Below are 26,612 nucleotides of genomic sequence, written 5' to 3' on the forward strand. Positions count from 1 at the left end.
GCGCGGTTTTAGAAAGAGTTGTAATTTCTCCAAAAAGATTGAAAACCATTTTAAAGCCTTCGACTTAACCTTTTTTTACATCAATAATGGTTTCATTTAATGTCAGCATACTTTTTGAAACACCACCAAAATCCCGCGATGACGACGATAAATATCCGAGAAACGCTGACATGCCTCACCTACCGTTGGGGTATAGATGATCGGCATCATTTCACTGAGGTGATTTTCAATTAAATGATAAAACAGCGTTTCATTGGTATCTTGAATATTGCGCAGATAAATGTGCTTATTGATGTCACTATTAAAAGCACAATATTGCTGATAAGAACGCTGACTTTGTTCTTCAATGGACTCTGTTACATGAGGAATTAAACCGTGTAGATTAAAGCTCTTACGTTCATCTTCAGTGAATGCAGAACCTTTATTTAAAAGTGGGAGTTCTAAAAGTGTGTTCCCTGCATAAGGAATATATAAAGGACGTTTGGTATTTACATTTTGACTGGGCATTATTTAACTCATTTAATTAATCTTTCTCGCTGAATGTCTTCAGCACAAGATTTAACGGTTCTGAATCTCTTTGTTTTGTATAGCCTATCCTGATTTGGGCTCTTTGGGGCATTTAGTAAATTGATACTACTTTAAGCAAGATTTTATAATCTGATAAGACCAAAGCGATTCATACCAATTTCAAACACATTTATTTTAATCTTTTGATTCAAATGACGCAGAATGACTACGACTTTTAGCGAATATCGTTCAATATTATTTTTATAAATAAAGTATAAAATCAAAAACTTAATAGGTGTTAATACAAATCCATAAATTTGGTAGGTCTTTGGTAGGTGTCATTCTTTGCGTGCCCTCGCAATACTCATTTCAGGTGAGTATCACCCATAACAACTCAAAATGATGGTAGAAGGAATCGCACCATGGCTTTTAAAAATATTGCAGATCAAACAAACGGTTTTTACATCCCTTGCGTTTCACTTTTTGGCCCAGGCTGTGCCAAAGAGATTGGTGCCAAGGCTCAAAATTTAGGTGCAAAAAAAGCACTCATCGTTACCGATGCTGGATTATTTAAATTTGGCGTGGCAGACACAATTGCTGGCTACTTAAAAGAAGCTGGCGTTGACTGTCACATTTTCCCAGGCGCAGAACCTAACCCAACGGATACGAACGTACACAGTGGTGTTGACGCTTATAACAGCAACGGCTGTGATTTTATTGTTTCTCTCGGTGGTGGCTCTTCACACGACTGTGCCAAAGGCATTGGTTTAGTGACTGCAGGTGGTGGGCATATTCGTGATTATGAAGGCATTGATAAAAGTACAGTGCCAATGACTCCGCTGATTGCGATTAATACCACTGCTGGTACAGCATCTGAAATGACCCGCTTCTGTATCATTACCAATACTGAAACCCATGTAAAAATGGCCATTGTCGATTGGCGTTGCACACCACTCATCGCAATTGATGATCCAAAACTCATGATTGCTAAACCTGCGGCATTAACTGCTGCAACTGGTATGGATGCCTTAACGCATGCCATTGAAGCTTATGTATCAACTGCTGCAAACCCAATTACCGATGCGTGCGCAGAAAAAGCTATTTCAATGATTAGCGAATGGTTAAGTCCTGCGGTAGCCAATGGTGAAAACCTAGAAGCGCGTGATGCGATGAGCTATGCACAGTATCTTGCAGGGATGGCATTTAACAATGCGTCTCTTGGTTATGTTCACGCAATGGCACACCAACTGGGTGGCTTCTACAACCTACCTCATGGTGTGTGTAATGCCGTACTATTACCGCACGTTTGTGAATTCAACTTGATCGCTTGCCCTGATCGTTATGCACGTATTGCACAGTTGATGGGTGTTCCAACTGATGGTCTTACTGTGACTGAAGCAGCCTATGCAGCAATTGCAGCAATTCGTGAACTTTCAGCATCCATTGGTATTCCATCAAGTCTGTCTGAACTCGGTGTGAAAGAACAAGACTTAAGCGTAATGTCTGAAAATGCACAAAAAGATGCCTGCATGCTGACCAACCCACGTAAAGCGACTCATGCTCAAGTGGTCGATATCTTTAAAGCAGCATTAAAACCAAGTGCATCTGTTGTTGACTTCAAAGCAGCTATTTAAGTTCTATATTTCTTGCTTCATGCTAGCAACCTGAGTGCCTGCAAAATCTCAGCTTTTGCAGGCTCAACTGAGTATCCATTTCACATTCATTCAGGAAAGGCTGACCAAGGACGGGTCACTTTCATGCTCAGGTTGTTCTTTTTCTCTTTCTAAATTATTCCACCTACCTTCATTATTTAATTTGACAAAATGCCATGTCTCATCAAGGATAAAGTATAAATTCAAGAACATGGAACACTATAAAAATGACGCATTCAGCAGTGCACTATCAACCCGACATTTTAGGCACGGGCTATGAACAAACCACACTTCATTTTCCGGATGATTACGAAGGTGCTGTTGTTGCCACATTAGTTCGAAAAAAAGCAGCAAAGTCCACATCTAAAGCCGTTCTGTATATTCATGGCTTTATTGATTATTTTTTCCAAACCGAAATGGCCGAACAATTTAATCAGCATGGCTTCGACTTTTACGCACTAGATTTAAGAAAGTATGGACGATCAATTCTACCGCATCAAAAATATTATAATGTGCACAACCTCTCCGAGTACGATGCTGAAATTGACCAGGCCCTTGAGATTATCTCCGCTGAAGGTCACGATGCCTTACTGCTCTGCGGTCATTCCACAGGTGGCCTCACCACGACCTTATATGCAGCCCATCATCCCAATCATCCTCTAATTAAAGCCTTGTGGTGTAACAGCCCATTTTATGACTTTAATATGAATCCGATTAAGCGTGCGCTGGGTATTCCACAGCTCAGTAAATTGGCAAAGACTTTTCCAAATTTAAAATTCCCAAGTGAGCTGAATAAATGGTATACGGCGAGCCTACATCAAGATTTAAAAGGTGAGTGGGACTTTAATTTAGACTGGAAAAAAACACGCTACCCAATGGTATACATCAGTTTCGTCCGCAGTATTTATGAAGCTCAAAAGGAAATTCATCAAGGTGTGACGATTGATGTACCGGTATTAGTGATGCATTCACATCAAACTAAAAATCCCAAAAAATGGGGCAAAGCGGCTCAAAGCAGTGATGTGATTTTAGGGGTAAAAGACATTCAAAAATATGCCAAAAAAATTCAGGGCGATGTAACTATTCAAAGTATCCAAAATGGTTTACATGACTTGGTCCTTTCTGAGAAATCAGCACGCGAACAGGTTTATCACAATTTATTCCAATGGCTGAACAGTAAAGGTTTATAGACCAATCAACGCTTAAATAACGAATGTTTCACAAATGAATAAGCTATGGATGCTGTTTAAATTTTAATAAAGTTTGATGAATTGGATGATTGCCCGGCATCAACTCAATTAAACGCTCAACAGCATCAATCGCCTCAGGGAAACGTGCCACATGTTTTAACAGCACATCGGTTTCTTTGGCATTAAAAATCGCCTGACTCAGACGTGATTCCAAACAATCTCGCCATGCACATAAAAATGGGCTTTCAGTTTTCGCCAAGAAGATACCTGAACACAGTTTTAAGGCCGAATCGAGATAACCAGCATCGAGTGCCTGTTCAGCTTGCAAAAAATCGGCTTCCACTTGCGCCAATAAGCGATATGGTCGTGAACCTAACATACCACCCAAAATATCGCGCAACTGCGACATTTCAGCCTTTAAAGTACCGATACTGACTTTGCGTTCGCCATATAAAGCTTGATGCAATGTATCCAAAGTCATGCCTTGCGGGCACAACGCTAAAATCGTGAGTATTTCAATCTGACGCGGCGTCAGTACCATCACCTTGCCATTAAAGAGCACTTGCGGCACTGAAAATGCTCGTATATATAAATGCTGCTTTTGAAACTCTAATAACGCTGATTGAATAATCGAAGCACAACGTTCTGCGGCCAATAAACCCAGACTATTATGGTTTTTCCACACTGTTGATAAATCAATGACCCCCAAAATTTGTCGGGTATGCGGATCAATAATTGGGGCAGCATAACAAACCCAATCATGTACCGAAGGCATGTAATGCTCATTGGAAAATACGCAGCTCGATTGCTGTGTTTTAAGTGTCAATGCCAGCGCATTTGTGCCGACCAATTCTTCTCGCCACTGCCCACCTGCAATAAAATGTACGCTTTCAGCAGCGCTTTGCATTTGCCGGCTTGAAGCACTCCAAATAATGGTACTGCCCACATCACCCACTGCAAGCACCATCGAAGACTGCTGGGCAATATGTTTCAACTCATCAGCGCAATGCTGTAAGGCATGCTGTAAGGCCGTTGGTTGCGAATTTGAAGGAATTGGAAGTAAAGGCGCAGCAACACGATGCTCAGGAATTTCCGCCTGTGCAGAGCGTTGCCAAGAGCTCGCAATACTCTCATTGAGCTGCGAATTTTGCTGCTTAGACAGACTGGTTCGCTGCCTTAACCGTTCAATATTCTGTCGTTTTTCTAATAAATCCTGCTGCATCATCATTCATTATTCTCACAACAATTCATGACTGAAAATCCATTTTAACGGCTTTTGTTTTAAGGGCTGAAAAAAATATTGTAAACCTTCTTGTCTCCAACCTTTTTCCAACCTTATACAAGCTATGCTAATCAAATAATGTACAAAAGTACCTTATACCAAAGCTGTAGACAGCTAAGGTAAAGCAGCAAGACCAGATCATAATAAACAAGCAAAGGAAGATTTATATGCGTTATGTCGATCCTAATCAACCCGGTTCAAAAGTTCAGTTTAAAGCTCAGTATGAAAACCTGATTGGTGGCGAATGGGTCGCACCTGTCAAAGGCGAATACTTTGAAAATATCTCCCCTGTAGATGGTAAAGTCTTTACCAAAGTGCCACGTTCATCAGCTGAAGACATTGAATTGGCTCTCGATGCTGCGCACAAAGCAAAAGCGCAGTGGAATGCATCTTCACCAACCACGCGTTCCAATATTTTGTTAAAAATCGCTGATCGTTTAGAAGAGAATCTTGAGCTTCTGGCAGTGGCTGAAACATGGGACAACGGTAAACCGATCCGTGAAACTCTAGCTGCAGATATTCCACTGTGTATTGATCATTTCCGTTATTTTGCAGGCTGTATCCGTGCACAAGAAGGTGGTATTTCTGAAATTGATGAAAATACCATTGCTTACCATTTTCACGAGCCGTTGGGTGTGGTTGGGCAAATCATTCCATGGAACTTCCCTATCTTGATGGCTGCATGGAAACTTGCACCGGCTCTTGCTGCAGGTAACTGTATTGTATTGAAACCTGCAGAACAAACACCGGTGAGTATTTTAGTTTTAGCTGAATTAATTCAAGATATTCTACCACCAGGCGTACTCAACATCGTCAATGGTTATGGTGTAGAAGTTGGTCGTCCATTGGCGACGAATCCACGTATTGCCAAAATTGCTTTCACCGGTTCAACCGCTGTGGGACAAATGATCATGCAATATGCCACTGAAAATATCATTCCTGTGACATTGGAACTCGGTGGTAAATCACCGAACATTTTCTTTGAAGACATCATGGACAAAGACGATGAATTCTTAGATAAAACACTCGAAGGTTTTGCCATGTTTGCGCTCAACCAAGGTGAAATTTGCACATGTCCTTCACGTGCGTTGGTACAAGAAAGCATTGCAGATCGATTCTTGGAAATGGCAGTAGAGCGTGTGAAACGTATTAAGACGGGTCATCCACTTGATACAGACACCATGATTGGTGCACAGGCATCGCAAGAGCAGCAAGACAAAATTTTAGGCTGTATCGCTACAGGTAAAAATGAAGGTGCACAGCTCATTACTGGTGGTGATCCACGCAATGAAGTCGGTACAGGTTTCTATATTGAACCAACCATTTTCAAAGGCACCAATGACATGAAGATTTTCCAAGAAGAAATCTTCGGCCCTGTGCTTTCAGTAGCAACCTTTAAAGACTTTGATGATGCCATTAAAATTGCCAATGACACCATTTATGGTCTAGGTGCAGGTGTTTGGTCACGTTCAGCGCATACTTCTTACCGTGCAGGCCGTGCGATTCAGGCGGGCCGTGTTTGGACCAACTGCTACCACATTTACCCTGCCCATGCAGCATTTGGCGGTTATAAAAAATCAGGTATTGGCCGTGAAAACCACAAAATGATGCTTGATCATTATCAACAAACCAAAAACTTGTTGGTGAGCTATGACACCAAGCCAATGGGATTCTTCTAAGTCTGAATATTGAAAAACAAAAAGCGAACTTCGGTTCGCTTTTTTATTAGAACTACGTTTAAATTGAATGAACAATTTGCTGCGCTGGGTCATTCATTTTGCAGACAAGGCATGCTCAACAAAATGTAAATGATCGACACCCCAATACAATTCATCATCGACAAACCAACTTGGCGCCCCAAACACACCACGTTCAATAGCTTCTTCGGTAATAACTTTAAGCTCAGACTTTACTTTTTCATCCTCAAGCCATGATTTAACCTGCACTTCATCCAATCCAAGCTCTTGCATCAATTGAATTAATTCATTGAGATCATTTAAATTGCGTGGCTGACCAAACATCGCGTTAAAAATACCCGTCAGCACATTGAGAAATGCTTCAGGCTGAAATAACTGGACTGCGGTTATCAAACGCATCAACTGCAAAGTATTGATTGGAAAATACGGATTCATTTGCACGGGAATCTGCCATAGATCTGACCAGCGCTTAAGATCCCGCATGGAATAGCGTGCCTTTGCAGGCACAGCCATCGGACTACTGTTGCCAGTAGCTTTAAACACCCCACCCAATAACATCGGTTTCCAGATAATCTCTGCCTGATATTGCTCAGCAATGTGCTGAATACGGTGAAATCCGATGTAGCTATATGGACTGCCAACATCAAAATAAAACTCGATTACTTTCATTTTTTTCGTCCTTTTTTGCTTATTTTCCTAATATTTTTAAATCAGTGCTTACCAATGTTCCATCCATGGTCGCAAATCTAATTCATGCGTCCATGCATCCCGTGGTTGCTGTGAGAGATGCCAATAATTTTCCGCAATATGTACTGGATTTAAAATACCATCTTGCTCTTTTTTAGCATAAAGATCAGGGAATGTATCTTTGATAAAATCGGTATCAATTGCACCATCAACCACTACATGTGCCACATGAATATTTCTTGGTCCAAGTTCACGTGCCATGCTTTGTGCCAAGGCACGAAGCGCATGTTTTGCGCCAGCAAAAGCAGCAAAGCCTGCGGCACCGCGAACCCCAGCCGTCGCACCCGTAAAAATAATTGTGCCAGATTCACGGCTCACCATGCGCTTCGCCACTTCCCGACCAGTTAAAAATGCCGAGAAACATGCCATTTCCCAAATCTTAAAATATTTACGTGCGGTTTCTTCCAAAATACTACATGGCACATTGGCACCGATATTAAAGACCATCACCTCAATAGCACCAATACTGGACTCTATTTGCTCCACCAACTCAATGACTTGTTCTTCTTTACGTGCATCAGAAGCAAAACCATAGGCTTTGCCACCGAGTTGTTCAATCTCATCAATTAAAGGCTGTAATTTGTCTGCATTTCGTCGTGTCATACAGGCAATATAACCCTCTCGGGCAAAACGCTTGGCTATTTCACCACCAGTTGCATCACCTGCACCAATCACTAAAGCGACTTTTGACGAAGTCCGATTGAGTTGTTGCATAGTCTCACTCCATTGCTGTTTTATTTTTATTCCATGCTCATTTTATTTAAGCGTCGGTTTTAAACCACACATTATTAAATAACGATCGTTACTATAACGAATACTATGTTATGGTTAATTTATCGTCAATCTTATTTTCAAGGGTGTTGCAGATGCGCTACAAACCCGAATACAAACAAAAAAAACGCCAAGAACTTTTAACCATCAGCGGACAAATTGCGAAAAAAGACGGCTTTGCCGCAACAGGTGTGGATGGATTCATGAAAGCCGCCGGCGTCACCAGTGGTGCCTTTTACTCACATTTTTCGTCTAAACAAGAGCTACTTAAAGCCTTAATTGAACATGAGTTACAACACAGTTTTGATATGTGGCAAAACAATCCACATGATAATGCGCAGGATTGGATTGAATTTGAGCTTGACCGCTATTTAACCCCTGTACATGTTCAGCATCCCGAGCAAGGTTGTTCACTCCCCACGCTTGCGAGTGAAGTAGCGCGTGCAGATCAGGACACTAAGTTGGTATATGAAACTGAATTACTGCGTGGTCACGCTTTATTTAGTCAGCATCTCGGTAGCGAAGAACTCGCTTGGACCATAATCTGCCAACTTGCTGGTGCAATTTTAATTGCGCGAGCAGCTACTGATCCACATTTGCAAAAAAACATTTTAGACGCCAATAAGATGATGATTCGGCAATATTTATAGAGTCATGTGACTGCATCAACGTGATTGATTTTTATGTGACAGTTCATGGAGTTAAAGACCGATAGTTTTCCGACAGACTGCTCATCTCTTTCATTTGAATTATTTAAAATCTGTATAAGCTTACCCATTTTTATGCTTTTCAAGTGTTTAAAGATTCAGCATAAATGGCACAATTCAAATAAAGTCCTCTTTTCAAGGTTCTGACGACTGTGTATAACAATGAGCCAGTAAAGGAAACTCATAAGCATAGGCAAAGGACGCAAAAAAACGTTAGACTATGCAACAATCAATGCAAGTAAATGTCATTCGAGACAAACAAAAAGGTGAAGATTGATGCCGCTCAATACTGTTGAAGAGCTCGTAGCTGATATTCGTGCAGGTAAAATGGTCATCCTGATGGATGATGAAGATCGTGAAAATGAAGGCGACCTTGTCATCGCTGCGACCCACGTACGCCCTGAAGATATCAACTTCATGATTACGCATGCGCGTGGTCTTGTGTGCTTAACCTTAAGTAAAGAGCGTTGCCAGCAGTTAAATTTACCTTTAATGGTCGATGCAAACGGTGCACAGCACGGTACAAACTTCACATTATCGATTGAAGCAGCAAATGGCATTTCAACTGGTATTTCTCCTGCTGAACGTGCACATACCATTCAAACTGCTGTAGCAGCACATGCAAAACCCGCTGATATTGTTCAGCCAGGCCATATTTTCCCGCTTATGGCGCAGCCAGGTGGTGTACTACACCGTGCAGGTCATACTGAAGCAGGCTGTGATTTATCGCGTTTAGCCGGCCTAGAACCCGCATCTGTGATTTGTGAAATCATCAATGAAGACGGCACTATGGCGCGTCGCCCAGACCTTGAAGTGTTTGCTGAAAAGCATGGCTTAAAAATGGGGACCATTGCAGATCTGATTCACTACCGAATGACCAATGAACAAACGGTTGAACGTCTAGACCAGCAAACACTAGATACAGAATACGGTACATTTGAATTGTTCCGTTACCGTGAAATTGGTAATCCAGATATTCATTTAGCACTGGTTAAAGGCGAACCGAAACAAGGGGTAACCACAGTTCGTGTGCATGGTTTCAGCCCAGTTCGTGACTTATTAAAACTGAATAAACAAGATGGCGCTCCGGCGTGGAATCTCGATAAAGCACTCAAAGAAATCGCATCCAGCGATCGTGGTGTTTTAGTGTGGATTGGTCAGCGTCATTTACAGGACTTAGGCCCTGCTTTAGAAAATTTAACTGCACCGAAAAATGTTAAATCCAATGCGGCACTGTCTCAGCAGTATCAAACCATTGGTGTCGGCGCACAAATTTTACGTGATTTAGGCGTTGAAAAAATGAAGCTTCTTAGCTCGCCATTACGTTTTAATGCATTATCAGGTTTTAACTTAGAAGTGGTGGAATACATCACCGCAAATCAAACATCAGAGAAATAATCGAGGTTGCTATGGCAGTTCGCCGTATTGAAGGTATGTTACATCTCGCGAACGAAGACCGTTATGCGATTTTAGTTGGTCGTTTTAATAGCTTTGTTGTTGAACATTTGCTAGAAGGTGCCGTTGATACATTGAAACGTCATGGCGTATCAGAGGATAATATCACTGTTGTTCATGCACCAGGTGCTTGGGAACTTCCAGTGGTTGCAAAGAAACTTGCAGCTTCAGATCGTTTCGATGCCATCATCGCGCTTGGCGCAGTGATTCGTGGTAGCACGCCTCACTTCGATTTTGTTGCTGGCGAATGTGCCAAAGGTTTAGGCGTTGTTGGTCTAGACACTGGCTTACCAGTAATTAATGGTGTATTGACTACGGATAGTATTGAACAAGCGATTGAACGCTCGGGTACAAAAGCAGGTAATAAAGGTAGTGAAGCTGCCTTGACTGCTATTGAAATGGTTAACTTGTTAAAGGCTATTTAACGCTATGTCGCAAACACTTCAAGCAACTTATGCAGCAAAACGTAAAGCACGTCGCTTTGCTGTACAAGGAATTTATGAATGGCAAATGAGCCGCAATCCTGTGCATGAGATTGAAGCACGTACGCGTGTGGAAAATGCCATGCACAAGGTAGATCTCGGCTATTACCACGAGTTATTGACCGAGGTTGTTGCCAATCATGAAGCATTGGATGCGCTTTTAATCCCTGTACTCGATCGCGAAGTTGAAGCCTTAGATGGCGTTGAACTTGCAACCCTTCGTTTAGGCGCGTATGAACTCAAAGAACACCTTGAGATTCCTTACCGTGTCGTACTCGATGAAGCGATCGAGTTAGCTAAACATTTTGGCGGTGCAGACAGCCATAAGTACATCAATGGTGTATTGGATCGTTTAGCGACTACATTGCGTGCAGCAGAAAAGCAACAAGCTAATTAATTTATTAAGTAGTACGTTGTATGGCTGAGTTCTCTATCATTGATACCTATTTTAATCGTCACAGCAGCAGTGCTGTCGATTTAGGGGTCGGTGATGACTCAGCCTTGCTCACCCCTCCTCCACAGCAACAATTGGTCATCTGTGCCGATACGCTCGTTGCTGGACGTCATTTTCCTCTCGACACCAACCCACATGCTATTGGCTGGAAATCTGTAGCCGTCAACCTTTCTGACATTGCTGCAATGGGCGCCAAACCGCATAGTATTTTACTGGCATTAAGCCTACCCCAAATTGATCATGAATGGCTCAAAGGCTTTAGTCAGGGTTTATATGATTGTTGCGATCAATTTGGTGTGAGTTTAATCGGTGGGGATACCACTCAAAGTCCTCATCTGACGATTTCAGTCACAGCATTAGGCTGGGTCGATATAGGCAAAGCAGTAACCCGCTCAGGCGCTCAAGTTGGTGATTTCATTTGTGTCAGCGGACAAGTTGGCGATGCTGCATATGGATTACAGCATTTAGGACACCCACTGCAAAAGCGTTTAGATTATCCAACACCACGTTGCCAACTTGGTCAACAGCTCAAAGGCTTAGCTCATAGCATGATCGATGTCTCTGACGGCTTGGCTCAGGACTTAGGACATATTTTGCATGCCTCTAAAGTGGGTGCAGAAATCGAGTTAGATCAACTTCCTATCGACGACCATGTAAAACAATTACAACAAGAATCCCAATGGCAGTATGCACTCGCGGGTGGTGATGACTATGAGTTATGCTTTACAATAAGCCCGCAGAATTATCAAAAACTTCTGCAACTAGAATTAGATGTAAACATTCATAAAATTGGTCAAATTACTGAGCCACTCGGGCTGCGTTACAAAAACTACGGCACTGACCATATACTAAAATTTCAGGGATATCAGCATTTTGCATAAACCAGCCATTAACTTCAAACAAATGTCTTGGGCCAACAGAATAATCGCATTCTGTGGCGTGGGCTTTGGTTCTGGTCTTGCTCCCAAAGCACCGGGAACATTTGGCTCTGCGTTTGCTTTATTGTTTATTCCTGGTTGGCTTGCAATTGGATTTATCAACTCCATTATTGTCATGATCATCATGTCAATTGTCGGCATATTTATTTGTGGTCAAACCGCGAAAGTGATGGGCGTGCATGACGATGGGCGCATTGTCTGGGACGAGTTTGCAGGACAGTCTATTACTTTCCTTCCCGTTTTATACCTCGGACAAATGAACTGGACTTGGGCACTGATTGGTTTTGCCCTATTCCGTTTATTCGATGTATGGAAGCCTTGGCCTATTCGTGTCATTGATCGTCAAGTGGGTGGCGGTTTTGGCATCATGTTTGACGATATTATTGCGGGCCTTTGGGCTGCGCTTTGCATCTGTATTTATTTTTATATTTTGTCTATGTAATAGAAACACCTAGGATTTAAAATGTCTACGAGCGTTATTATTCTTGCTGCAGGTAAAGGAACACGCATGCGTTCAAATTTACCCAAAGTATTACAACCACTTGCAGGACAACCTTTACTCGGCCATGTCATTCACACTGCAAAAAAACTACAAGCAGCAGAAATAATTACCATCTATGGGCATGGCGGTGATCAAGTACAAAAAGCATTTGCCCATGAAAATATAAAATGGGTTGAACAAGCTGAACAATTGGGAACAGGTCACGCAGTGAAAGTAACCCTGCCCGTTTTGGCTAAAACAGGTGTATCACTGATTTTATCTGGTGATGTCCCATGCATTAGTGAAGATACGTTACAAAAACTACTCAATGCATCTACTCAAACAGGTATTGGCTTAGTAACTCTAACGGTTGCTGATGCGACAGGTTACGGGCGCATTGTGCGTGAAAATGGTAAGATTCAAGCCATTGTTGAACATAAAGATGCTTCTGAAGAACAACGTAAAATCAAAGAATTTAATACCGGTATTTATGCAGTGAGCAATGCCAAATTGCATGAATGGCTGCCAAAATTGAGCAATAATAATGCGCAAGGTGAATATTACCTGACAGATATCGTTGCCATGGCGATTGCTGACGGTCTCGAAGTTGCATCTGTAGAACCAGAGCGTGCATTCGAAGTCGAAGGTGTGAATGACCGCGTACAATTAGCGGCATTAGAGCGTGAATTTCAAAATTTTCAAGCCAAACAACTGATGCAACAAGGCGTTCACCTCATCGACCCTGCTCGTTTTGACTTACGTGGCACATTAAAAGCCGGTCAAGATGTTCGCATTGACATTAATGTGATCATTGAAGGTAATTGTGAGCTCGGTGACAATGTCGAAATCGGTGCAGGTTGTGTGATTAAAAACACGAAGATTGCAGCAGGCACTAAAGTTCAACCATATAGCGTTTTTGACAGCGCCATTGTTGGTGAAGAAGCTCAAATCGGTCCATTTGCACGTTTACGCCCAGGCGCAAAATTAGCTGCAGAAGTACATATTGGTAATTTTGTTGAAGTAAAAAATTCAAGCATTGGCTTAGGCTCTAAAGCCAATCACTTCACCTACTTAGGTGATGCTGAAGTGGGTGCTGGCTCAAATATTGGTGCAGGCACCATTACCTGCAACTATGATGGCGCAAACAAATTTAAAACCATTATCGGTGACTCAGCCTTCATCGGCTCAAATAGCTCATTAGTCGCTCCTGTCACCATTGGTCATGGTGCAACAGTGGGTGCTGGCTCAACCATTACACGTGACGTGGCAGACAATAGCCTTGCGGTAGAACGTTCTAAGCAATTTGCCAAAGAAAACTATCAACGTCCCCAAAAATTGAAGAAATAAGAGGATAAAATTATGTGTGGTATCGTCGGTGGCGTTGCAGAACGTAGTATTACCAATATTTTAGTAGAAGGTTTAAAACGCCTTGAATACCGTGGTTATGATTCAGCAGGATTAGCACTGATCAATAAAGGTCACGTCCTTCGCGAACGTCGTGTTGGTAAAGTTGCAAATTTAGAGCAAGCTGTAGAAGAAGCTGACATTACAGGTTCTGTCGGGATTGCACATACGCGCTGGGCAACCCATGGCAAGCCAACAGAGAATAATGCCCATCCACATATTTCTGGCACAGTTGCTGTTGTGCATAACGGTATTATTGAAAACTATCAAGAGCTTAAAGATGATCTTGAAGCTTTAGGCTATGTATTTACCTCACAAACCGATACCGAAGTTGTTGCACATTTAGTCAATGATGCCCTAAAAAGTACGCCAAGTTTATTGGAAGCGGTAAAGCAAGTTGTTCCTCAACTCAAAGGTGCTTATGCACTGGGTATCGTACACACAGATCATCCTGATGAATTAATCACAGTACGTGAAGGTTCACCACTTGTGATTGGTGTAGGTATTGGTGAAAACTTTATTAGCTCTGACCAATTGGCACTACTTCCAATTACCAATCGCTTCATTTACCTTGAAGAAGGTGATATTGCGCGTTTAACCCGTAATACCATTGAAGTATTTGTTGATGGTCAACTCGTGAACCGCCCAATTAAAGAGCTAGATGCAACGGTAAGTAACGCATCGAAAGGTGAATACAAGCATTACATGCTCAAAGAAATTTATGAGCAACCTGAAGCGATTAAGCAAACGATCTCTCAGGCATTAAATGGCAATGCACTACGTGATGATTTCTTAATCAATGCGACTGATGCTTTTACTAAAATTCAGCAAGTGCAAATCATTGCCTGCGGCACCAGTTACCATGCTGGTATGATTGCCAAATATTGGTTTGAGCAACTCATTGACGTACCTTGCCAAGTTGAAATTGCCAGTGAGTTCCGTTATCGCTCGCCTGTGATTGTGAATAACACCCTGTATGTGTGTATTTCTCAATCTGGTGAAACTGCCGATACGCTTGCTGCACTGCGTGATACACAAAAGCGTGCTGGCGCTAAGGGTTTAGACATTACCACCATGACCATTTGTAACGTTGCGACGTCTTCAATGGTACGTGAAACCAACTACAGCTTATTAACACTTGCTGGTCCTGAAATTGGTGTCGCTTCGACCAAAGCATTTACCACTCAACTTGCAGCACTCATGCTGTTGGTATTGAAAATTGGTCAAATTAAGCAAACCATTTCATCTGACCGTATTTCTGAAATTATTGCTGAACTTTGGCACACACCAAAAGTGATTTTAGACACACTGCAAAATAACGCAGAAATTTTGCGTTTATCTGAGCTATTTGTTGAAAAGAATCACTGCTTATTCTTAGGTCGTGGAACTGAGTTCCCTATCGCCCTTGAAGGTGCTTTGAAACTTAAAGAGATTTCATACATCCATGCTGAAGGCTATGCGGCTGGTGAGTTAAAACATGGTCCATTGGCACTGGTTGATAATGATATGCCTGTGGTGATTCTTGCTCCACAAGATGACATGTTGGATAAACTCAAATCGAATATGGAAGAAGTGCAAGCGCGTGGTGGTGAGTTGTTTGTTTTTGCAGATGAAAACAGCGGCATCAAAGCGAAAGATCGTCAACACGTGGTTTATGTGCCAAGTGTGAATGAAATATTGTCACCAATCGTATACAGCGTACCCGTGCAATTACTCTCATACCATGTTGCCGTGCTGCGTGGAACTGATGTCGATCAGCCACGTAACTTGGCGAAGTCAGTGACGGTGGAATAATAATTTTTGATCAAGGGCTGGAATTTCCAGCCCTTTTTTCTATAGTTGGAAATAAACATGACAATGCTAACTTGTTTTAAAGCCTATGATATCCGCGGCAAACTCGGTACAGAACTCAATGAAGAGATTGCTTATAAAATCGGTCGCGCTTATGGGCAAATTTATCAACCTAAAAAAATTGTGGTTGGCTGCGACATCCGCTTAAGCAGTGAAGATTTAAAACAAGCCACCATCAAAGGTCTGAATGATGCGGGTGTTGATGTATTAGATTTAGGTATGACGGGGACTGAAGAAGTCTATTTCGGTGCCTTTCATCTAGATGTTCAAGGTGGGATCGAAATCACGGCAAGCCACAACCCGATGGACTATAACGGCATGAAATTGGTCCGTGAAAATGCACGTCCGATTGGAGCGGATTCAGGGTTAAAAGAAATTCGTTTATTGGCTGAATCAGGCAACTTTAATGAAGTTACCACAAAAGGCAAAACTGAAAAATACAATATTCTTCCTGAATATATTGATCATTTAATGTCTTATATTGATCCTGCCAAAATTCGCCCACTCAAATTAGTCATGAATGCTGGTAATGGTGCTGCGGGCCATGTGGTTGATGCCATTGAAGCAAAATTTAAACAGCTCAATATGCCTGTTGAATTTGTCAAAATTTACAATGATGCCGATGGTACTTTCCCTAATGGTATTCCCAACCCAATTTTAGTTGAAAATCGTGACAGTACTCAAAATGCAGTGCTTGAACATGCTGCGGATATGGGCATTGCTTGGGATGGTGACTTTGACCGCTGTTTCCTGTTTGATGAGAAAGGTCAATTTATTGAAGGCTATTATATTGTTGGACTCTTAGCTCAAGCATTTTTACTCAAGCAAGCTGGTGAAAAAATTGTGCATGACCCACGTCTTGTATGGAATACCTTTGATGTGATTGAACAATACCAAGGTGAAGCGATTCAGTCTAAATCAGGGCATTCATACATTAAAGAAAAAATGCGTGAGCACAATGCAGTGTATGGCGGTGAAATGTCAGCGCATCATTACTTCCGTGATTTTGCTTACTGTGACAGTGGTATGATTCCTTGGTTATTGGCAATTTCTGTACTCTCAGAAACCCAGCAAACATTGTCTTCACTGGTTGAAGAAATGATTGAAAAGTTCCCTTGTTCGGGTGAAATCAATTTTAAAGTCGCGGATACTCAAGCCACCATTCAAAAGATTTTTGATCACTTTGCCGATCAAAATCCTGCGATTGATGAAACGGATGGTGTCAGTCTAAATTTTGGTGCATGGCGCTTCAATGTTCGAGCATCAAATACAGAGCCATTATTGCGCTTAAATATTGAGAGTCGAAAAGATCAAAATCCAAAACCAATGCAAGATTATGTCGATGAATTAACACAGTTGATTCAAGGGTAAATTTTTCTGCATGCTAATAAAAAACCATTCAACTTATTCAATAAGTTGAATGGTTTATTTTTAGCTTAACTCAAAAGAAATTCTATCCAAGCTGACGACTGATTAAAATAGTGAACGATCCAATGGAATTTCGACTCCGATAGACACTCCCGCATCTTGACCATAGACATCAGAATCACTCACCCATCCATTCAGCTTCAATGGCGCATTTGGTTTTAAGTAATGTGTCCAAGTAAGATCTAAAGCTTTAATTTTATCCTTTTGCGCAAATGCATGATTGGTACTTGAATTAGACTGATTGACTTTTGCCATCAACACACGTCCATTTAAGCGATTCATAACATCAAAGCGAATGTCTCCACCGAGACTTAGCATTTGACCATCCCCACCCATGGTATGCCCTAACGGGAAGCCGTGTTGGTAATAGCCATCTGTATATATATGATGATCGTAAGAAATACCAAGCGCATCACCATTGGTTCGTGTATCTGCCCACTCTGCATAAATTTGATAAGGCATGCTATTCAGTTGAGAGGAATAATCAACTCCAGCCAAATACATTTTCTTAGAAGGTAGAAGTCCTGCCTCATCCTCACCCACATATTGAGCATACATACTCATGGGGATGCCTGTAAAATGATTCAGATTCAAGCGCGCATCAAAACCTGCTATTTGATTCGATGCATTGTCTTCACCAACACATACACCATCATTACATCCATTATCTTTCCCAACAAAAGCATTCCAATATGCTTTTAAGCTACCTGGTTGCCCTTGACCATCAATTTGAAAAGTTCTTGAGGCACCGAGCTCAAGATAAGGCAATGGCTGTGCAGTTAAGCGTAGGCCTAATAAATTCGTATCAGGAACGGCTTTATAATCATCTAATCGGCCAGCAAAAGCTTGATATTGCCAAGGACCAATCCATGACAGCCACTTTGTTTCAAAGGCCTGTTGTTCAGCACGCTGCATGGTCAAACCATAAACTGGGCGGCTTGCATCACCACGGATTAGGCTTCCTTCATGTCCAGGTCCCCAATAGGTTGGGATTTGTCCCGCAATCAACCATTGATTCCACAATTTTCCTGCAATATAAGAACCTTCTAAATTGACATCATGTCCATGGTCAATGATTGGATCTTTTTCAGCATTGACTCGCAGTCTTGCATCCCACTGCGTTCCACCTGCATTCAATTCAAGTGCGGCTTGATATTGCGATTTTTGCTCATCTGCAAATTTTTGTGGAATGTTTTGTGGATCTGTTTCAGCAAATAAAGCCAGCTTAATTGGAGTATTTTCTGCATCTAAACTTGCTTTAACCGAATTGATAACTTTCTGCTGAGCATTATTTTCAATTTTGGCAGTAGATAATGCACGCTGAATTTCTTCACCACTCAATGGCCAAGTCGAAGTGCTGATTTGGATCACACCTTGCTGATTCAGCCAATTTAGATCTGTACGTAGATCATTATTATTCAAAATGATCCCTTGAGCGTAAACTGGCAGAGCTAGAGAAGAAAAAATGGCAAATGATAAAACTCTAAGAGCTTGATATTTCATATATTATTTCAATCAATTTATCTTTCACATATGATAACGATTTTTTTCAAACAAAAGATAAGATCTATCATTATTTTTGCACAATCAATACACGACTTAAGTTAAGTATTGAGAAGTATGGCAAATACAAAATTCGCCACACTGTCTTTAATGAATTTACACACTAAATTTTAATCTTAGTTATAACCATTCGGATTTTGCTTTTGCCAGTTCCAGCTATCTTTCAACATATCTTCTAAACCATATTGAGGCTGCCAATCTAACTCTGCGACAGCGCGGGCATTATCAGCAAATGAGGTTGCAACATCACCTTCTCGACGAGGTACGTATTCAAATGGAATCTCAACTCCATTCACTTTTTCAAAAGTATCTCGAATCTGTTTTACTGAAATCCCATTGCCTGTACCAATATTCCAAGCGCGGCATCCTTGCGTTTTTAAACGATGATTCAAAGCGCATAAATGTGCATTCGCCAAATCGACCACATGAATATAATCACGCACACCTGTACCATCTACCGTGTCATAATCATTGCCAAAAATTGACAACTTATCACGACGGCCGACTGCCACCTGTGTAACATAAGGCATCAAATTATTGGGTATCCCTTGTGGGTCTTCACCAATTTGACCACTTTGATGTGCACCTACCGGGTTAAAATAACGCAGCAATGCAATTGACCAGCGTTCATCTGCAGCCGATAATTTCTCTAGTAATTGCTCAACAATCAGTTTGGTATAGCCATAGTTATTACTTGGCATACCTGTAGGCATGGTTTCATTCAAGGGTGAAATATTGGCTTCATCATAAACTGTTGCAGATGAACTAAAGACCAACTTAAAGACTTGAGCACGCTCCATCGCTTTAACTAAGCTAATAGAACCTGAGATATTATTTTCAAAATATTTTAGTGGCTCTTTTTGGCTTTCACCCACAGCTTTTAAGCCTGCAAAGTGAATCACTGCATCAATAGAATGATGCTGAAAAATTTGATCTAAAATTTGCTGATCGAGAATATCACCTTCAACAAAATCTAATTTTTTAGCTGCTAACGCTTGAACACGTGCTAAAGATTCGACAGAACTGTTCGACAAATTATCCAGTACAACAACGTCATGCCCTGCGCTCAAAAGTTGAATACAAGTATGTGAACCAATATAACCTGCACCACCTGTTACTAAAATTTTAGCCATTGGTTTTTCCTAATAATATTTGTAGTAAGCCTTGCGTTGAACCATCTAAATCCGAAATAACCTTTCGATCACCATTTAATATTGGAAGTAGCTGATTGGCAATTTCTTTGCCTTTTTCTACACCCCATTGATCAAACGGGTTAATGTTCCAAAGCACCGACTGTACAAAAACTTTATGTTCATACATTGCGATCAACATACCCAAACTATATGGATTTAGCTCTTGCAATAAAATGGTTGAACTTGGTTGATTGCCTTCATATTGTTTATATTCCGGCAAATCTTGTACTTCTTGTTGATCCAAAGCCTGATTACCAAATGCCAGTAAGCGCGATTGAGCCAAACAATTGGATAAGGCCAAATGATGCTGTTCTACCAGCGCCTCTGCATTATCGACATAGGTAAATTGTTGGGCCTGATAGCGCTGCACTGGCGCAATAAAATCACAACTGACGGACTGCGTCCCTTGATGCAATAACTGATAAAAAGCATGCTGTGCATTGGGTCCTACTTCGCCCCACACAATCGGACACGTATCTAAATCTACTTTCTTGCCGTCTCTTTGAATCGATTTACCATTCGATTCCATTTCTAATTGTTGCAGATAAGAGGCAAAATATTTTAAACGGCCATCATAAGGCAATACCGCATGGGTTTGAATATCTAAGAAATTCGTATTCCAAGCACCCAGCAACCCCATCAGCACAGGCAGATTTTGAGCAAAAGGCGCTGTTTGAAAATGCTGATCTATGGCATACGCCCCTGCCAATAATTGCTTAAAACCATCCACACCCACGGTTAAAGCAATTGGCAAACCGATGCAAGACCACAAAGAATAACGACCACCGACCCAATCCCAAAGTAAGAATTGGTTTTCAGGTGCAATTCCCCAAGCGGTCATTTTTTCAGGTTTGGTCGATACACCAATAAAATGGTGTTTTAAAATTTGAGATTCTTGTCCAAGTGCTTTTTCGAGCCATAAACGCACTGTTTGCGCATTGGATAAGGTATCAATGGTCCCGAACGATTTTGAAGAAATAATAAATAGCGTGGTTTCGGGGCGAAGTTGATGCAATAAATCTGAAAGCTGACTACCATCAATGGTCGAAACAAAATGTACATCGAGTGGCTTATGTGTGGATTTTTTGAAATCAGATAAGGCATGGCTCACCATCAGTGGTCCTAAATCTGACCCTCCGACACCAATATTGACCACATCTTGAATGACTTCACCAGTTGCGCCGCGGCACTGGCCAGCATGAATTTTTTCTACCAAAGCATACATACGCTCAAGTTGTGTATGCACTTGTTCTGCTAATTCAGGATGAGACTGATCATCTTTAGGTAACCGTAGCGCCCAATGCATGGCTGCACGCTGTTCGGTATAGTTAATTTCTTCAGTAGAAAATAAACGCTTTATCCACGACGTTAAATCTTGTGTCTGTGCCCACTGGACTAGATTTTTGACAACGGGCTGATTGACTCTATGTTTACTAAAATCAAAAACCACCGGCTCTAAAGGCACAGAGAATTTTTCGAATCGCTGAGGGTCTTCAGCAAAGAGTTCTGTTAAATGCTTATTTTCAAATTCAGTTTTCAAACTATGAAGACTGCCTAAAACTGAATCTAAATGTTCGACCGTATAGGGTTGAGTTTTAACAGCCATTAACGTCCTACCCCCATATATGCAAAACCTTGAGACTTCACATATGCTGGATCATAAATATTGCGCCCATCCAAAATAAGCGGATGCTGCATGGTTTTAAGCAATTCTGTATAATCTGGACTCCAATATTGTTTCCATGCAGTCAATAAACACAAAGCATGTGCATCTTGCACTGCCTCATATTGCTCTATGCAATATATAAGATCAGGTCGCTCACCATATATTTTTTTAATTTCATCCAAGGCTTGAGGGTCATGTAATTTAACTTTTACACCTTGAGCCCATAGTGCTGCCAACATGGCATGAATAGGAGATTGTCGCGTACTGGACGTTTTTTCTTTAAATGCAGCGCCCCATATCGCAACAGTTTTCCCTCTTAAATCACCATGATAATAATTCCACAATTTACGGAATAAAACTTCTTTTTGCTGCTCATTAATGTCCCAAACTTGAGCAAGGAGTTGGCTATTTGCACCCACACCTGACACCGTATGCGTTAGGGTCTGAATATCATGTGAAAAGTTTTCTCCACCAAAGCCTGCCCCCGGATAGAGATAAGATCCTCCGATACGATTATCCGCAGCCATCCCCTGACGAACTGACTCAATATCAATGCCTAATTTCTCAGCAACCATTGCTAAGTCATTGATATAACTAATTCGTGTCGCCAACATGCCAGAGATACTCAACTTGGTAAATTCAGCATCTAAAATGGGCATAAATAAATATTGCTGCTGACGTGGGAATAAAGGGCGTAAGAGTTCCTTAATTTTACTTTGAGCAACATTCGATGCAGCCCCAACAATCAACTGCTTGGCTTGGGCAAAGCTTTGTAACGCGTTTCCTTCCTGAATCATGTCGGGTAAATAGACCCACTCATCTTCATGCAAAATTTTTACAAACTTTTCTGTCCCATGCAGTCCTAAAGTAGACGCATTGATCATCAGTTTAGGGTGAATAATAGGACGTTGTTTGATGTTTTGAAGAATCTCAATACATTGCTTTTCTTCAGCTGGGTTAAAACTGAAGAAATAGGCATCTGCATCTAGTGGAATATCATTAAAGTCGCAGTATTTTAAAAAACTACTTTGTTGTTTGTTGAGTAGATTTTTTACAGCTTCATCTTGCATATACATTTGTTCGCTTTCATACGTTTTCAGTGGTTCATACCAAAAAACGTGATGACCGCATTCTGCCAGTAAAGCAGCAAATACACCTGAAAAGAATGTTTGTCCAAATACTGCAACCTTCATATCAGTCTCTTTTTATAGTTTTAGTTCTTTGATCAGCGCTTTAAATTCCTCACCTAATTTTGAATGGTCTACGCCATAATGTAAGACTGCTTTGAGATAGCCCAATTTACTGCCGCAATCAAAAGTTTGACCTTTCATCCGATAGGCTTCCACCGTATCGGTCGCTTGCAAAGCTGCAATTGCATCGGTCAGCTGAATCTCATTACCTGCCCCTTTAGGCGTGTTTTCAAGTAATTGCATAATTTTGGCAGGTAAAATATAGCGACCCACTACCGATAAATTTGATGGTGCAGCGTCGACAGCAGGTTTTTCCACGATACCTTGCATTTGAATACTATGCCCTTCGGCAGGTATAGAGGCAACATCGACAATACCATATTGATCTACTAAATGATCTGGTACAGCTTCCACCATAATTTGTGATGCATGGGTTTCTTCAAAACGTTGAATCATTAAACTCAAATCATTGGTTTCTGATGAATCTTTTACAAGAACATCTGGTAATAGCACAGCAAAATCATCATCACCTACTACAGCTTTTGCACACAGTACAGCATGACCTAAACCAAGTGGCTGTGGTTGACGCACACTGATTACACTCACATGTGGCGGTAAAATTTCAGTGATTTCTTTGAGTAAATCAAATTTCTTTTTATTTTCTAGAGTGGTTTCTAGTTCAAAACTGCGATCAAAGTAATTTTCAATCGAAGCTTTGGAAGAATGGGTAACAAGAATAATTTGTTCAATGCCAGCAGCAATTGCTTCTTTCACGACATATTCAATCGCTGGTCGGTCAACTACTGTGACCATTTCTTTGGGAATAGACTTGCTCGCAGGTAAAAAACGCGTGCCTAGACCCGCAACTGGAAGAATGGCTTTTTTGATCATAAACATTGCCCAATAATAAAAAATACATCAGCTGTAACTTAATTTTATATCGACTGATATAGATAAAATTATCAGAAGACATGAAATTAAATTATTAATGAGTTGAGGATTCAGACTTCGTTTTTTGATTGCTTGAAAAACGACTTGCACCAACTTCTTGATCTGGGGCATTGATTCCTTCTTTTTTTAGCATTACAACGACTGTTTTAAACATGATCTTAAAATCTAGCCAAATGCTCTGTTTCTCAACATATTCAACATCTAAAGCGAATTTCTCTTCCCATGATAAATTATTGCGTCCACTCACTTGCGCTAGACCTGTCATACCCGGCTTAACTTCATGTCGACGCATTTGTTCTTGAGTATAGTGCTCTAAGAACTCCTTCATTTGGGGACGCGGACCCACTATACTCATATCCCCTTTTAACACATTAATCAGTTGGGGCATTTCATCCAGACTACTTGAACGTAATTTATGACCAAATGGTGTAATTCGTTCATTATCAGGTAAAGGATTACCAAATTTATCTACGGCATGAAGCATTGAACGAAATTTCATCATTTTAAATACTTGGGCATTTTTACCCGGACGTTCTTGATAAAAATAAATCGGCGAACCCAGATTTTTTCTTACCTTATATGCAACCCAAAGAAAAATAGGGCAAAGCAATACAAGTGCAATCAATACGATAAAGATATCTATAAGTCGTTTCATATTCACACTCTAGATTTCACTTATTTACGAAATTTTCGTCAATCACATTAATGATTTTTTGCATAGCAATTTTCTCAGAATAATTTTTTATGAGAATATCACGTGGGGAATAATTTGACTCTTTATACAGATTACTAATTTCAATAAACTTCCTCGCCAATAATTCTGGTTTACCTGTTGGTACAGTCCATCCTATATTATGATGCTTTACCATAGATGACACCTCTGAATGCTCATCCATTATTGACAAAATAGGTTTATCTGCTGCCATTGAATAGTAAGCTTTACTTGGCACACCAAGTCCATACATACCATCGGCTAAAGTAACGATTGCAATATCTCCAGCACTTAAACCATCTGATTTCTTAGAGGGCTCTAGACTTCCAAAATATTTAATATTATCGTCGTTTAATTGAAGTATTGCTTGATTTAAATCATTTTCATAAGCTCCACTACCTATAAATAAAACCTTGGGTCTACCCCCCTTAGGTAAAATTTTAAGCGCTTCTATAATATTATCAATGCCTTGCACTCGACCAATATTCCCAAAAAAGGTAAATATAGGTCCTTCATTTTCCCAACCCATTTTTTTTAGAATAGAATTGTTTTGTTTGATTTGAACTTGGATATCTGTATGATCAATCCAATTTTGAATCACTATTGAATCTTTTTTGTTAACTTTATGATCAATTAAATCTTTCATGTCTATGCCAATAACAATTCTCTCATCTGCAGCGGAATAAAATCGATCAAACAAATATTTCAAAATTTTATAAAAAAAATTATGTTTTTTTATTACCTTTGCGGGAATTAAATTTTCAGGAAATACATCATGTACTAAAAGAATCCAATTAAAACCTTTAATTTTTTTAGCGAAAAATATCACGGGTAACAATAATATCGGTGTGGTACCACTAAAAACCATGTCTCCTTTTTGAACATTAAACATTATTTTTAATAAAAATTTAAAAGAAATAATTAGTTCAAAGATTAATCTTTGAACTAACTTTTGCTTATTCAGGTTAACATTTTTAACTAGGATGACATTTTCTTCAATTGTATGTTGAGGGTCTTCTTTTACAATTAATTTCAGCTGCTCACCATAGTGTTTTTTTAAGCTAACATGCAGTTTATGGAATAAATATCCTGTCGTGTTTTGTTCAGGGAGAATATATTCCGAAATTAAAAAAATCTTTTTCATGTTAACCTGCATTTACTTAATACTTTTTCCAAACAACCCGATTCACATAATCTGTGTAGCTTAAAATAATGCGTACAACTTTTTCACTCACATTCGGCATATTGTAATCTGAAACTAGACGCAATAAACGATCTGATCCACGTGATTGATGATCTAAAATCGCTAAACCTTGCAAGATACGTTCAGCTTTCAAGCCCACCATCATTACTGCTGCTTCTTCCATGCCTTCTGGGCGCTCATGTGCTTGGCGCAAATTCAATGCAGGAAAATTCAGAATAGAGGATTCTTCATTAATTGTACCGCTATCAGATAACGTTGCTTTTGCAGATAATTGAAGCTTATTGTAATCACTAAAACCAAGAGGCTTCAACAATTGCACAAGTGGGTGAAATTCAATATTCATCTGCTCAATACGTTTACGTGTTCTTGGATGTGTTGAAACAATCACAGGATACTGATAGTTTTCTGCAACTGAATTGAGCATTTCCACCAAATCTAGGAAATTTTGATCTGAATTGATATTTTCTTCACGATGTGCGCTGACAATAAAATATTCATGTTCTTTAAGATTTAATTGCTGAAGAATATCAGAAGACTGAATCTTAGCTTGATAATGGCTCAATACCTCAAACATTGGACTACCTGTTTTAATCACTTGATCTGCAGGTAAACCTTCTGAAAGTAAATAATCGCGTGCAATGGTACTGTAAGTTAAATTAATGTCTGCTGTATGATCGACAATACGACGATTGATTTCCTCAGGTACACGCATATCAAAACAACGGTTACCGGCTTCCATATGGAAAGTCGGAATTTTGCGACGCTTGGCAGGGATCACCGCCATACAGCTATTGGTATCGCCTAAGACCAACAAGGCTTCAGGTTGGACTTCTTCCAACACTTTATCTACAGCAATAATGACATTACCAATCGTCTCTGCGCCTGTCGCACCCGCTGCATTCAAAAAGAAGTCAGGCTTACGAATACCTAAATCAGTAAAGAAAATTTCATTCAGTTCATAATCATAATTCTGTCCAGTGTGTACCAGAACATGATCAAAATATTGATCACATGCAGACATCACACGGGACAAACGAATAATCTCAGGACGCGTGCCAACCACGGTCATTAGTTTTAATTTTTTCAC

The 26,612-nt window shown here is 40.5% G+C and carries 23 protein-coding genes and 2 pseudogenes; 13 read left to right on the plus strand and 12 right to left on the minus strand.

Annotation, left to right across the window (positions count from 1 at the left end; genetic code table 11):
- A pseudogene (locus tag FTT84_RS02665) lies at nucleotides 1–100 on the plus strand (IS1 family transposase); the annotation flags it as partial.
- A gap of 17 nt (nucleotides 101–117) precedes the next feature.
- On the opposite strand, the pseudogene FTT84_RS02670 reads toward FTT84_RS02665, so the two are convergent.
- Nucleotides 118–507, minus strand: a pseudogene (locus FTT84_RS02670) (NAD-dependent malic enzyme); the annotation flags it as partial.
- Nucleotides 508–929: 422 nt separating this feature from the next.
- On the opposite strand from FTT84_RS02670, the gene FTT84_RS02675 reads away from it, so the two are divergent.
- On the plus strand, nucleotides 930–2,141 hold the full coding sequence (locus FTT84_RS02675) for an iron-containing alcohol dehydrogenase (RefSeq protein ID WP_180079931.1): 1,212 nt from the start codon (nucleotides 930–932) through the stop codon (nucleotides 2,139–2,141).
- A 245-nt stretch (nucleotides 2,142–2,386) separates the two neighbouring features.
- A complete protein-coding gene (locus FTT84_RS02680) occupies nucleotides 2,387–3,349 on the plus strand; it encodes an alpha/beta hydrolase (RefSeq protein WP_180079929.1) in 963 nt (320 codons plus the stop codon).
- A 43-nt stretch (nucleotides 3,350–3,392) separates the two neighbouring features.
- Here FTT84_RS02680 and FTT84_RS02685 read toward each other — a convergent pair whose 3' ends face one another.
- Nucleotides 3,393–4,577, minus strand: a complete 1,185-nt coding sequence (locus FTT84_RS02685; protein WP_067765573.1) for a transcriptional regulator — start codon at nucleotides 4,575–4,577, stop codon at nucleotides 3,393–3,395.
- Nucleotides 4,578–4,798: 221 nt separating this feature from the next.
- Between FTT84_RS02685 and FTT84_RS02690 the strand changes: the two genes are divergently transcribed.
- A complete protein-coding gene (locus FTT84_RS02690) occupies nucleotides 4,799–6,310 on the plus strand; it encodes an aldehyde dehydrogenase family protein (protein ID WP_067765576.1) in 1,512 nt (503 codons plus the stop codon).
- A gap of 93 nt (nucleotides 6,311–6,403) precedes the next feature.
- Here FTT84_RS02690 and FTT84_RS02695 read toward each other — a convergent pair whose 3' ends face one another.
- Both FTT84_RS02695 and FTT84_RS02700 read right to left on the minus strand, forming a co-directional pair.
- A complete protein-coding gene (locus FTT84_RS02695; RefSeq protein WP_180079927.1) occupies nucleotides 6,404–6,997 on the minus strand; it encodes a 2-hydroxychromene-2-carboxylate isomerase in 594 nt (197 codons plus the stop codon).
- 48 nt (nucleotides 6,998–7,045) lie between these two features.
- Entirely contained in the window at nucleotides 7,046–7,789 is a 744-nt protein-coding gene (locus tag FTT84_RS02700; protein WP_180079925.1) for an SDR family oxidoreductase, read from the minus strand.
- A 152-nt stretch (nucleotides 7,790–7,941) separates the two neighbouring features.
- Here FTT84_RS02700 and FTT84_RS02705 point away from each other — a divergent pair, with 152 nt between their 5' ends.
- From FTT84_RS02705 to FTT84_RS02745, 9 genes are all read left to right on the plus strand, one after another.
- Complete coding sequence (locus FTT84_RS02705) at nucleotides 7,942–8,496, plus strand: TetR/AcrR family transcriptional regulator (RefSeq protein WP_180079922.1); 555 nt, start codon at nucleotides 7,942–7,944, stop codon at nucleotides 8,494–8,496.
- Nucleotides 8,497–8,829: 333 nt separating this feature from the next.
- Nucleotides 8,830–9,951, plus strand: coding sequence for a bifunctional 3,4-dihydroxy-2-butanone-4-phosphate synthase/GTP cyclohydrolase II (gene ribBA, locus FTT84_RS02710; RefSeq protein ID WP_067765588.1), 1,122 nt, complete (start codon nucleotides 8,830–8,832; stop codon nucleotides 9,949–9,951).
- Nucleotides 9,952–9,962: 11 nt separating this feature from the next.
- The gene (ribE, locus tag FTT84_RS02715; RefSeq protein WP_067765591.1) at nucleotides 9,963–10,433 is read left to right on the plus strand and encodes a 6,7-dimethyl-8-ribityllumazine synthase; all 471 of its coding nucleotides are present in this window, start codon (nucleotides 9,963–9,965) and stop codon (nucleotides 10,431–10,433) included.
- A 4-nt stretch (nucleotides 10,434–10,437) separates the two neighbouring features.
- Nucleotides 10,438–10,887 carry a transcription antitermination factor NusB gene (gene nusB / locus FTT84_RS02720; RefSeq protein ID WP_067765594.1) on the plus strand — a complete coding sequence of 150 codons (450 nt, stop codon included), beginning with the start codon at nucleotides 10,438–10,440 and terminating at the stop codon, nucleotides 10,885–10,887.
- 20 nt (nucleotides 10,888–10,907) lie between these two features.
- A complete protein-coding gene (gene thiL, locus FTT84_RS02725) occupies nucleotides 10,908–11,825 on the plus strand; it encodes a thiamine-phosphate kinase (RefSeq protein ID WP_180079920.1) in 918 nt (305 codons plus the stop codon).
- 22 nt (nucleotides 11,826–11,847) lie between these two features.
- A complete protein-coding gene (locus FTT84_RS02730) occupies nucleotides 11,848–12,324 on the plus strand; it encodes a phosphatidylglycerophosphatase A (protein WP_180056358.1) in 477 nt (158 codons plus the stop codon).
- Nucleotides 12,325–12,345: 21 nt separating this feature from the next.
- On the plus strand, nucleotides 12,346–13,710 hold the full coding sequence (glmU, locus tag FTT84_RS02735; RefSeq protein ID WP_180079918.1) for a bifunctional UDP-N-acetylglucosamine diphosphorylase/glucosamine-1-phosphate N-acetyltransferase GlmU: 1,365 nt from the start codon (nucleotides 12,346–12,348) through the stop codon (nucleotides 13,708–13,710).
- Between the two features lie 12 nt (nucleotides 13,711–13,722).
- Complete coding sequence (gene glmS, locus FTT84_RS02740; protein WP_180079916.1) at nucleotides 13,723–15,561, plus strand: glutamine--fructose-6-phosphate transaminase (isomerizing); 1,839 nt, start codon at nucleotides 13,723–13,725, stop codon at nucleotides 15,559–15,561.
- A gap of 57 nt (nucleotides 15,562–15,618) precedes the next feature.
- Complete coding sequence (locus tag FTT84_RS02745; protein WP_180079914.1) at nucleotides 15,619–16,989, plus strand: phosphomannomutase CpsG; 1,371 nt, start codon at nucleotides 15,619–15,621, stop codon at nucleotides 16,987–16,989.
- 102 nt (nucleotides 16,990–17,091) lie between these two features.
- Here FTT84_RS02745 and FTT84_RS02750 read toward each other — a convergent pair whose 3' ends face one another.
- From FTT84_RS02750 to wecB, 8 genes are all read right to left on the minus strand, one after another.
- Nucleotides 17,092–18,549, minus strand: a complete 1,458-nt coding sequence (locus tag FTT84_RS02750) for a capsule assembly Wzi family protein (RefSeq protein WP_180079912.1) — start codon at nucleotides 18,547–18,549, stop codon at nucleotides 17,092–17,094.
- A 176-nt stretch (nucleotides 18,550–18,725) separates the two neighbouring features.
- Entirely contained in the window at nucleotides 18,726–19,742 is a 1,017-nt protein-coding gene (gene galE / locus FTT84_RS02755; protein ID WP_180003583.1) for a UDP-glucose 4-epimerase GalE, read from the minus strand.
- On the minus strand, nucleotides 19,735–21,408 hold the full coding sequence (gene pgi, locus FTT84_RS02760) for a glucose-6-phosphate isomerase (RefSeq protein ID WP_180079910.1): 1,674 nt from the start codon (nucleotides 21,406–21,408) through the stop codon (nucleotides 19,735–19,737). Before pgi ends, galE begins: the two co-directional genes overlap by 8 nt.
- A complete protein-coding gene (locus tag FTT84_RS02765; RefSeq protein WP_180079908.1) occupies nucleotides 21,408–22,661 on the minus strand; it encodes a nucleotide sugar dehydrogenase in 1,254 nt (417 codons plus the stop codon). The genes pgi and FTT84_RS02765 overlap by 1 nt, the downstream gene beginning before the upstream one ends.
- A 12-nt stretch (nucleotides 22,662–22,673) precedes the next feature.
- Complete coding sequence (gene galU, locus FTT84_RS02770; protein WP_180079906.1) at nucleotides 22,674–23,549, minus strand: UTP--glucose-1-phosphate uridylyltransferase GalU; 876 nt, start codon at nucleotides 23,547–23,549, stop codon at nucleotides 22,674–22,676.
- A 94-nt stretch (nucleotides 23,550–23,643) separates the two neighbouring features.
- Nucleotides 23,644–24,264: a sugar transferase gene (locus FTT84_RS02775; RefSeq protein WP_180079904.1), complete on the minus strand. Its 621-nt coding sequence runs from the start codon at nucleotides 24,262–24,264 to the stop codon at nucleotides 23,644–23,646.
- A 16-nt stretch (nucleotides 24,265–24,280) separates the two neighbouring features.
- Nucleotides 24,281–25,465, minus strand: coding sequence for a glycosyltransferase family 4 protein (locus FTT84_RS02780; RefSeq protein ID WP_180079902.1), 1,185 nt, complete (start codon nucleotides 25,463–25,465; stop codon nucleotides 24,281–24,283).
- Between the two features lie 16 nt (nucleotides 25,466–25,481).
- Nucleotides 25,482–26,612 (minus strand): non-hydrolyzing UDP-N-acetylglucosamine 2-epimerase, encoded by a 1,131-nt coding sequence (gene wecB, locus FTT84_RS02785; RefSeq protein ID WP_180079900.1) that lies wholly within the window; start codon nucleotides 26,610–26,612, stop codon nucleotides 25,482–25,484.

It is taken from the genome of Acinetobacter sp. YH01019 (assembly GCF_013420285.1).
GTDB lineage: Bacteria > Pseudomonadota > Gammaproteobacteria > Pseudomonadales > Moraxellaceae > Acinetobacter > Acinetobacter gandensis.

Coding starts and splice junctions, on each gene's coding strand:
- FTT84_RS02675 (WP_180079931.1), top strand. CDS start 930: ATGGCTTTTAAAAATATTGCAGATCAAACAAACGGTTTTTACATCCCT.
- FTT84_RS02680 (WP_180079929.1), top strand. CDS start 2,387: ATGACGCATTCAGCAGTGCACTATCAACCCGACATTTTAGGCACGGGC.
- FTT84_RS02685 (WP_067765573.1), bottom strand. CDS start 4,577: ATGATGATGCAGCAGGATTTATTAGAAAAACGACAGAATATTGAACGG.
- FTT84_RS02690 (WP_067765576.1), top strand. CDS start 4,799: ATGCGTTATGTCGATCCTAATCAACCCGGTTCAAAAGTTCAGTTTAAA.
- FTT84_RS02695 (WP_180079927.1), bottom strand. CDS start 6,997: ATGAAAGTAATCGAGTTTTATTTTGATGTTGGCAGTCCATATAGCTAC.
- FTT84_RS02700 (WP_180079925.1), bottom strand. CDS start 7,789: ATGCAACAACTCAATCGGACTTCGTCAAAAGTCGCTTTAGTGATTGGT.
- FTT84_RS02705 (WP_180079922.1), top strand. CDS start 7,942: ATGCGCTACAAACCCGAATACAAACAAAAAAAACGCCAAGAACTTTTA.
- ribBA (WP_067765588.1), top strand. CDS start 8,830: ATGCCGCTCAATACTGTTGAAGAGCTCGTAGCTGATATTCGTGCAGGT.
- ribE (WP_067765591.1), top strand. CDS start 9,963: ATGGCAGTTCGCCGTATTGAAGGTATGTTACATCTCGCGAACGAAGAC.
- nusB (WP_067765594.1), top strand. CDS start 10,438: ATGTCGCAAACACTTCAAGCAACTTATGCAGCAAAACGTAAAGCACGT.
- thiL (WP_180079920.1), top strand. CDS start 10,908: ATGGCTGAGTTCTCTATCATTGATACCTATTTTAATCGTCACAGCAGC.
- FTT84_RS02730 (WP_180056358.1), top strand. CDS start 11,848: ATGTCTTGGGCCAACAGAATAATCGCATTCTGTGGCGTGGGCTTTGGT.
- glmU (WP_180079918.1), top strand. CDS start 12,346: ATGTCTACGAGCGTTATTATTCTTGCTGCAGGTAAAGGAACACGCATG.
- glmS (WP_180079916.1), top strand. CDS start 13,723: ATGTGTGGTATCGTCGGTGGCGTTGCAGAACGTAGTATTACCAATATT.
- FTT84_RS02745 (WP_180079914.1), top strand. CDS start 15,619: ATGACAATGCTAACTTGTTTTAAAGCCTATGATATCCGCGGCAAACTC.
- FTT84_RS02750 (WP_180079912.1), bottom strand. CDS start 18,549: ATGAAATATCAAGCTCTTAGAGTTTTATCATTTGCCATTTTTTCTTCT.
- galE (WP_180003583.1), bottom strand. CDS start 19,742: ATGGCTAAAATTTTAGTAACAGGTGGTGCAGGTTATATTGGTTCACAT.
- pgi (WP_180079910.1), bottom strand. CDS start 21,408: ATGGCTGTTAAAACTCAACCCTATACGGTCGAACATTTAGATTCAGTT.
- FTT84_RS02765 (WP_180079908.1), bottom strand. CDS start 22,661: ATGAAGGTTGCAGTATTTGGACAAACATTCTTTTCAGGTGTATTTGCT.
- galU (WP_180079906.1), bottom strand. CDS start 23,549: ATGATCAAAAAAGCCATTCTTCCAGTTGCGGGTCTAGGCACGCGTTTT.
- FTT84_RS02775 (WP_180079904.1), bottom strand. CDS start 24,264: ATGAAACGACTTATAGATATCTTTATCGTATTGATTGCACTTGTATTG.
- FTT84_RS02780 (WP_180079902.1), bottom strand. CDS start 25,465: ATGAAAAAGATTTTTTTAATTTCGGAATATATTCTCCCTGAACAAAAC.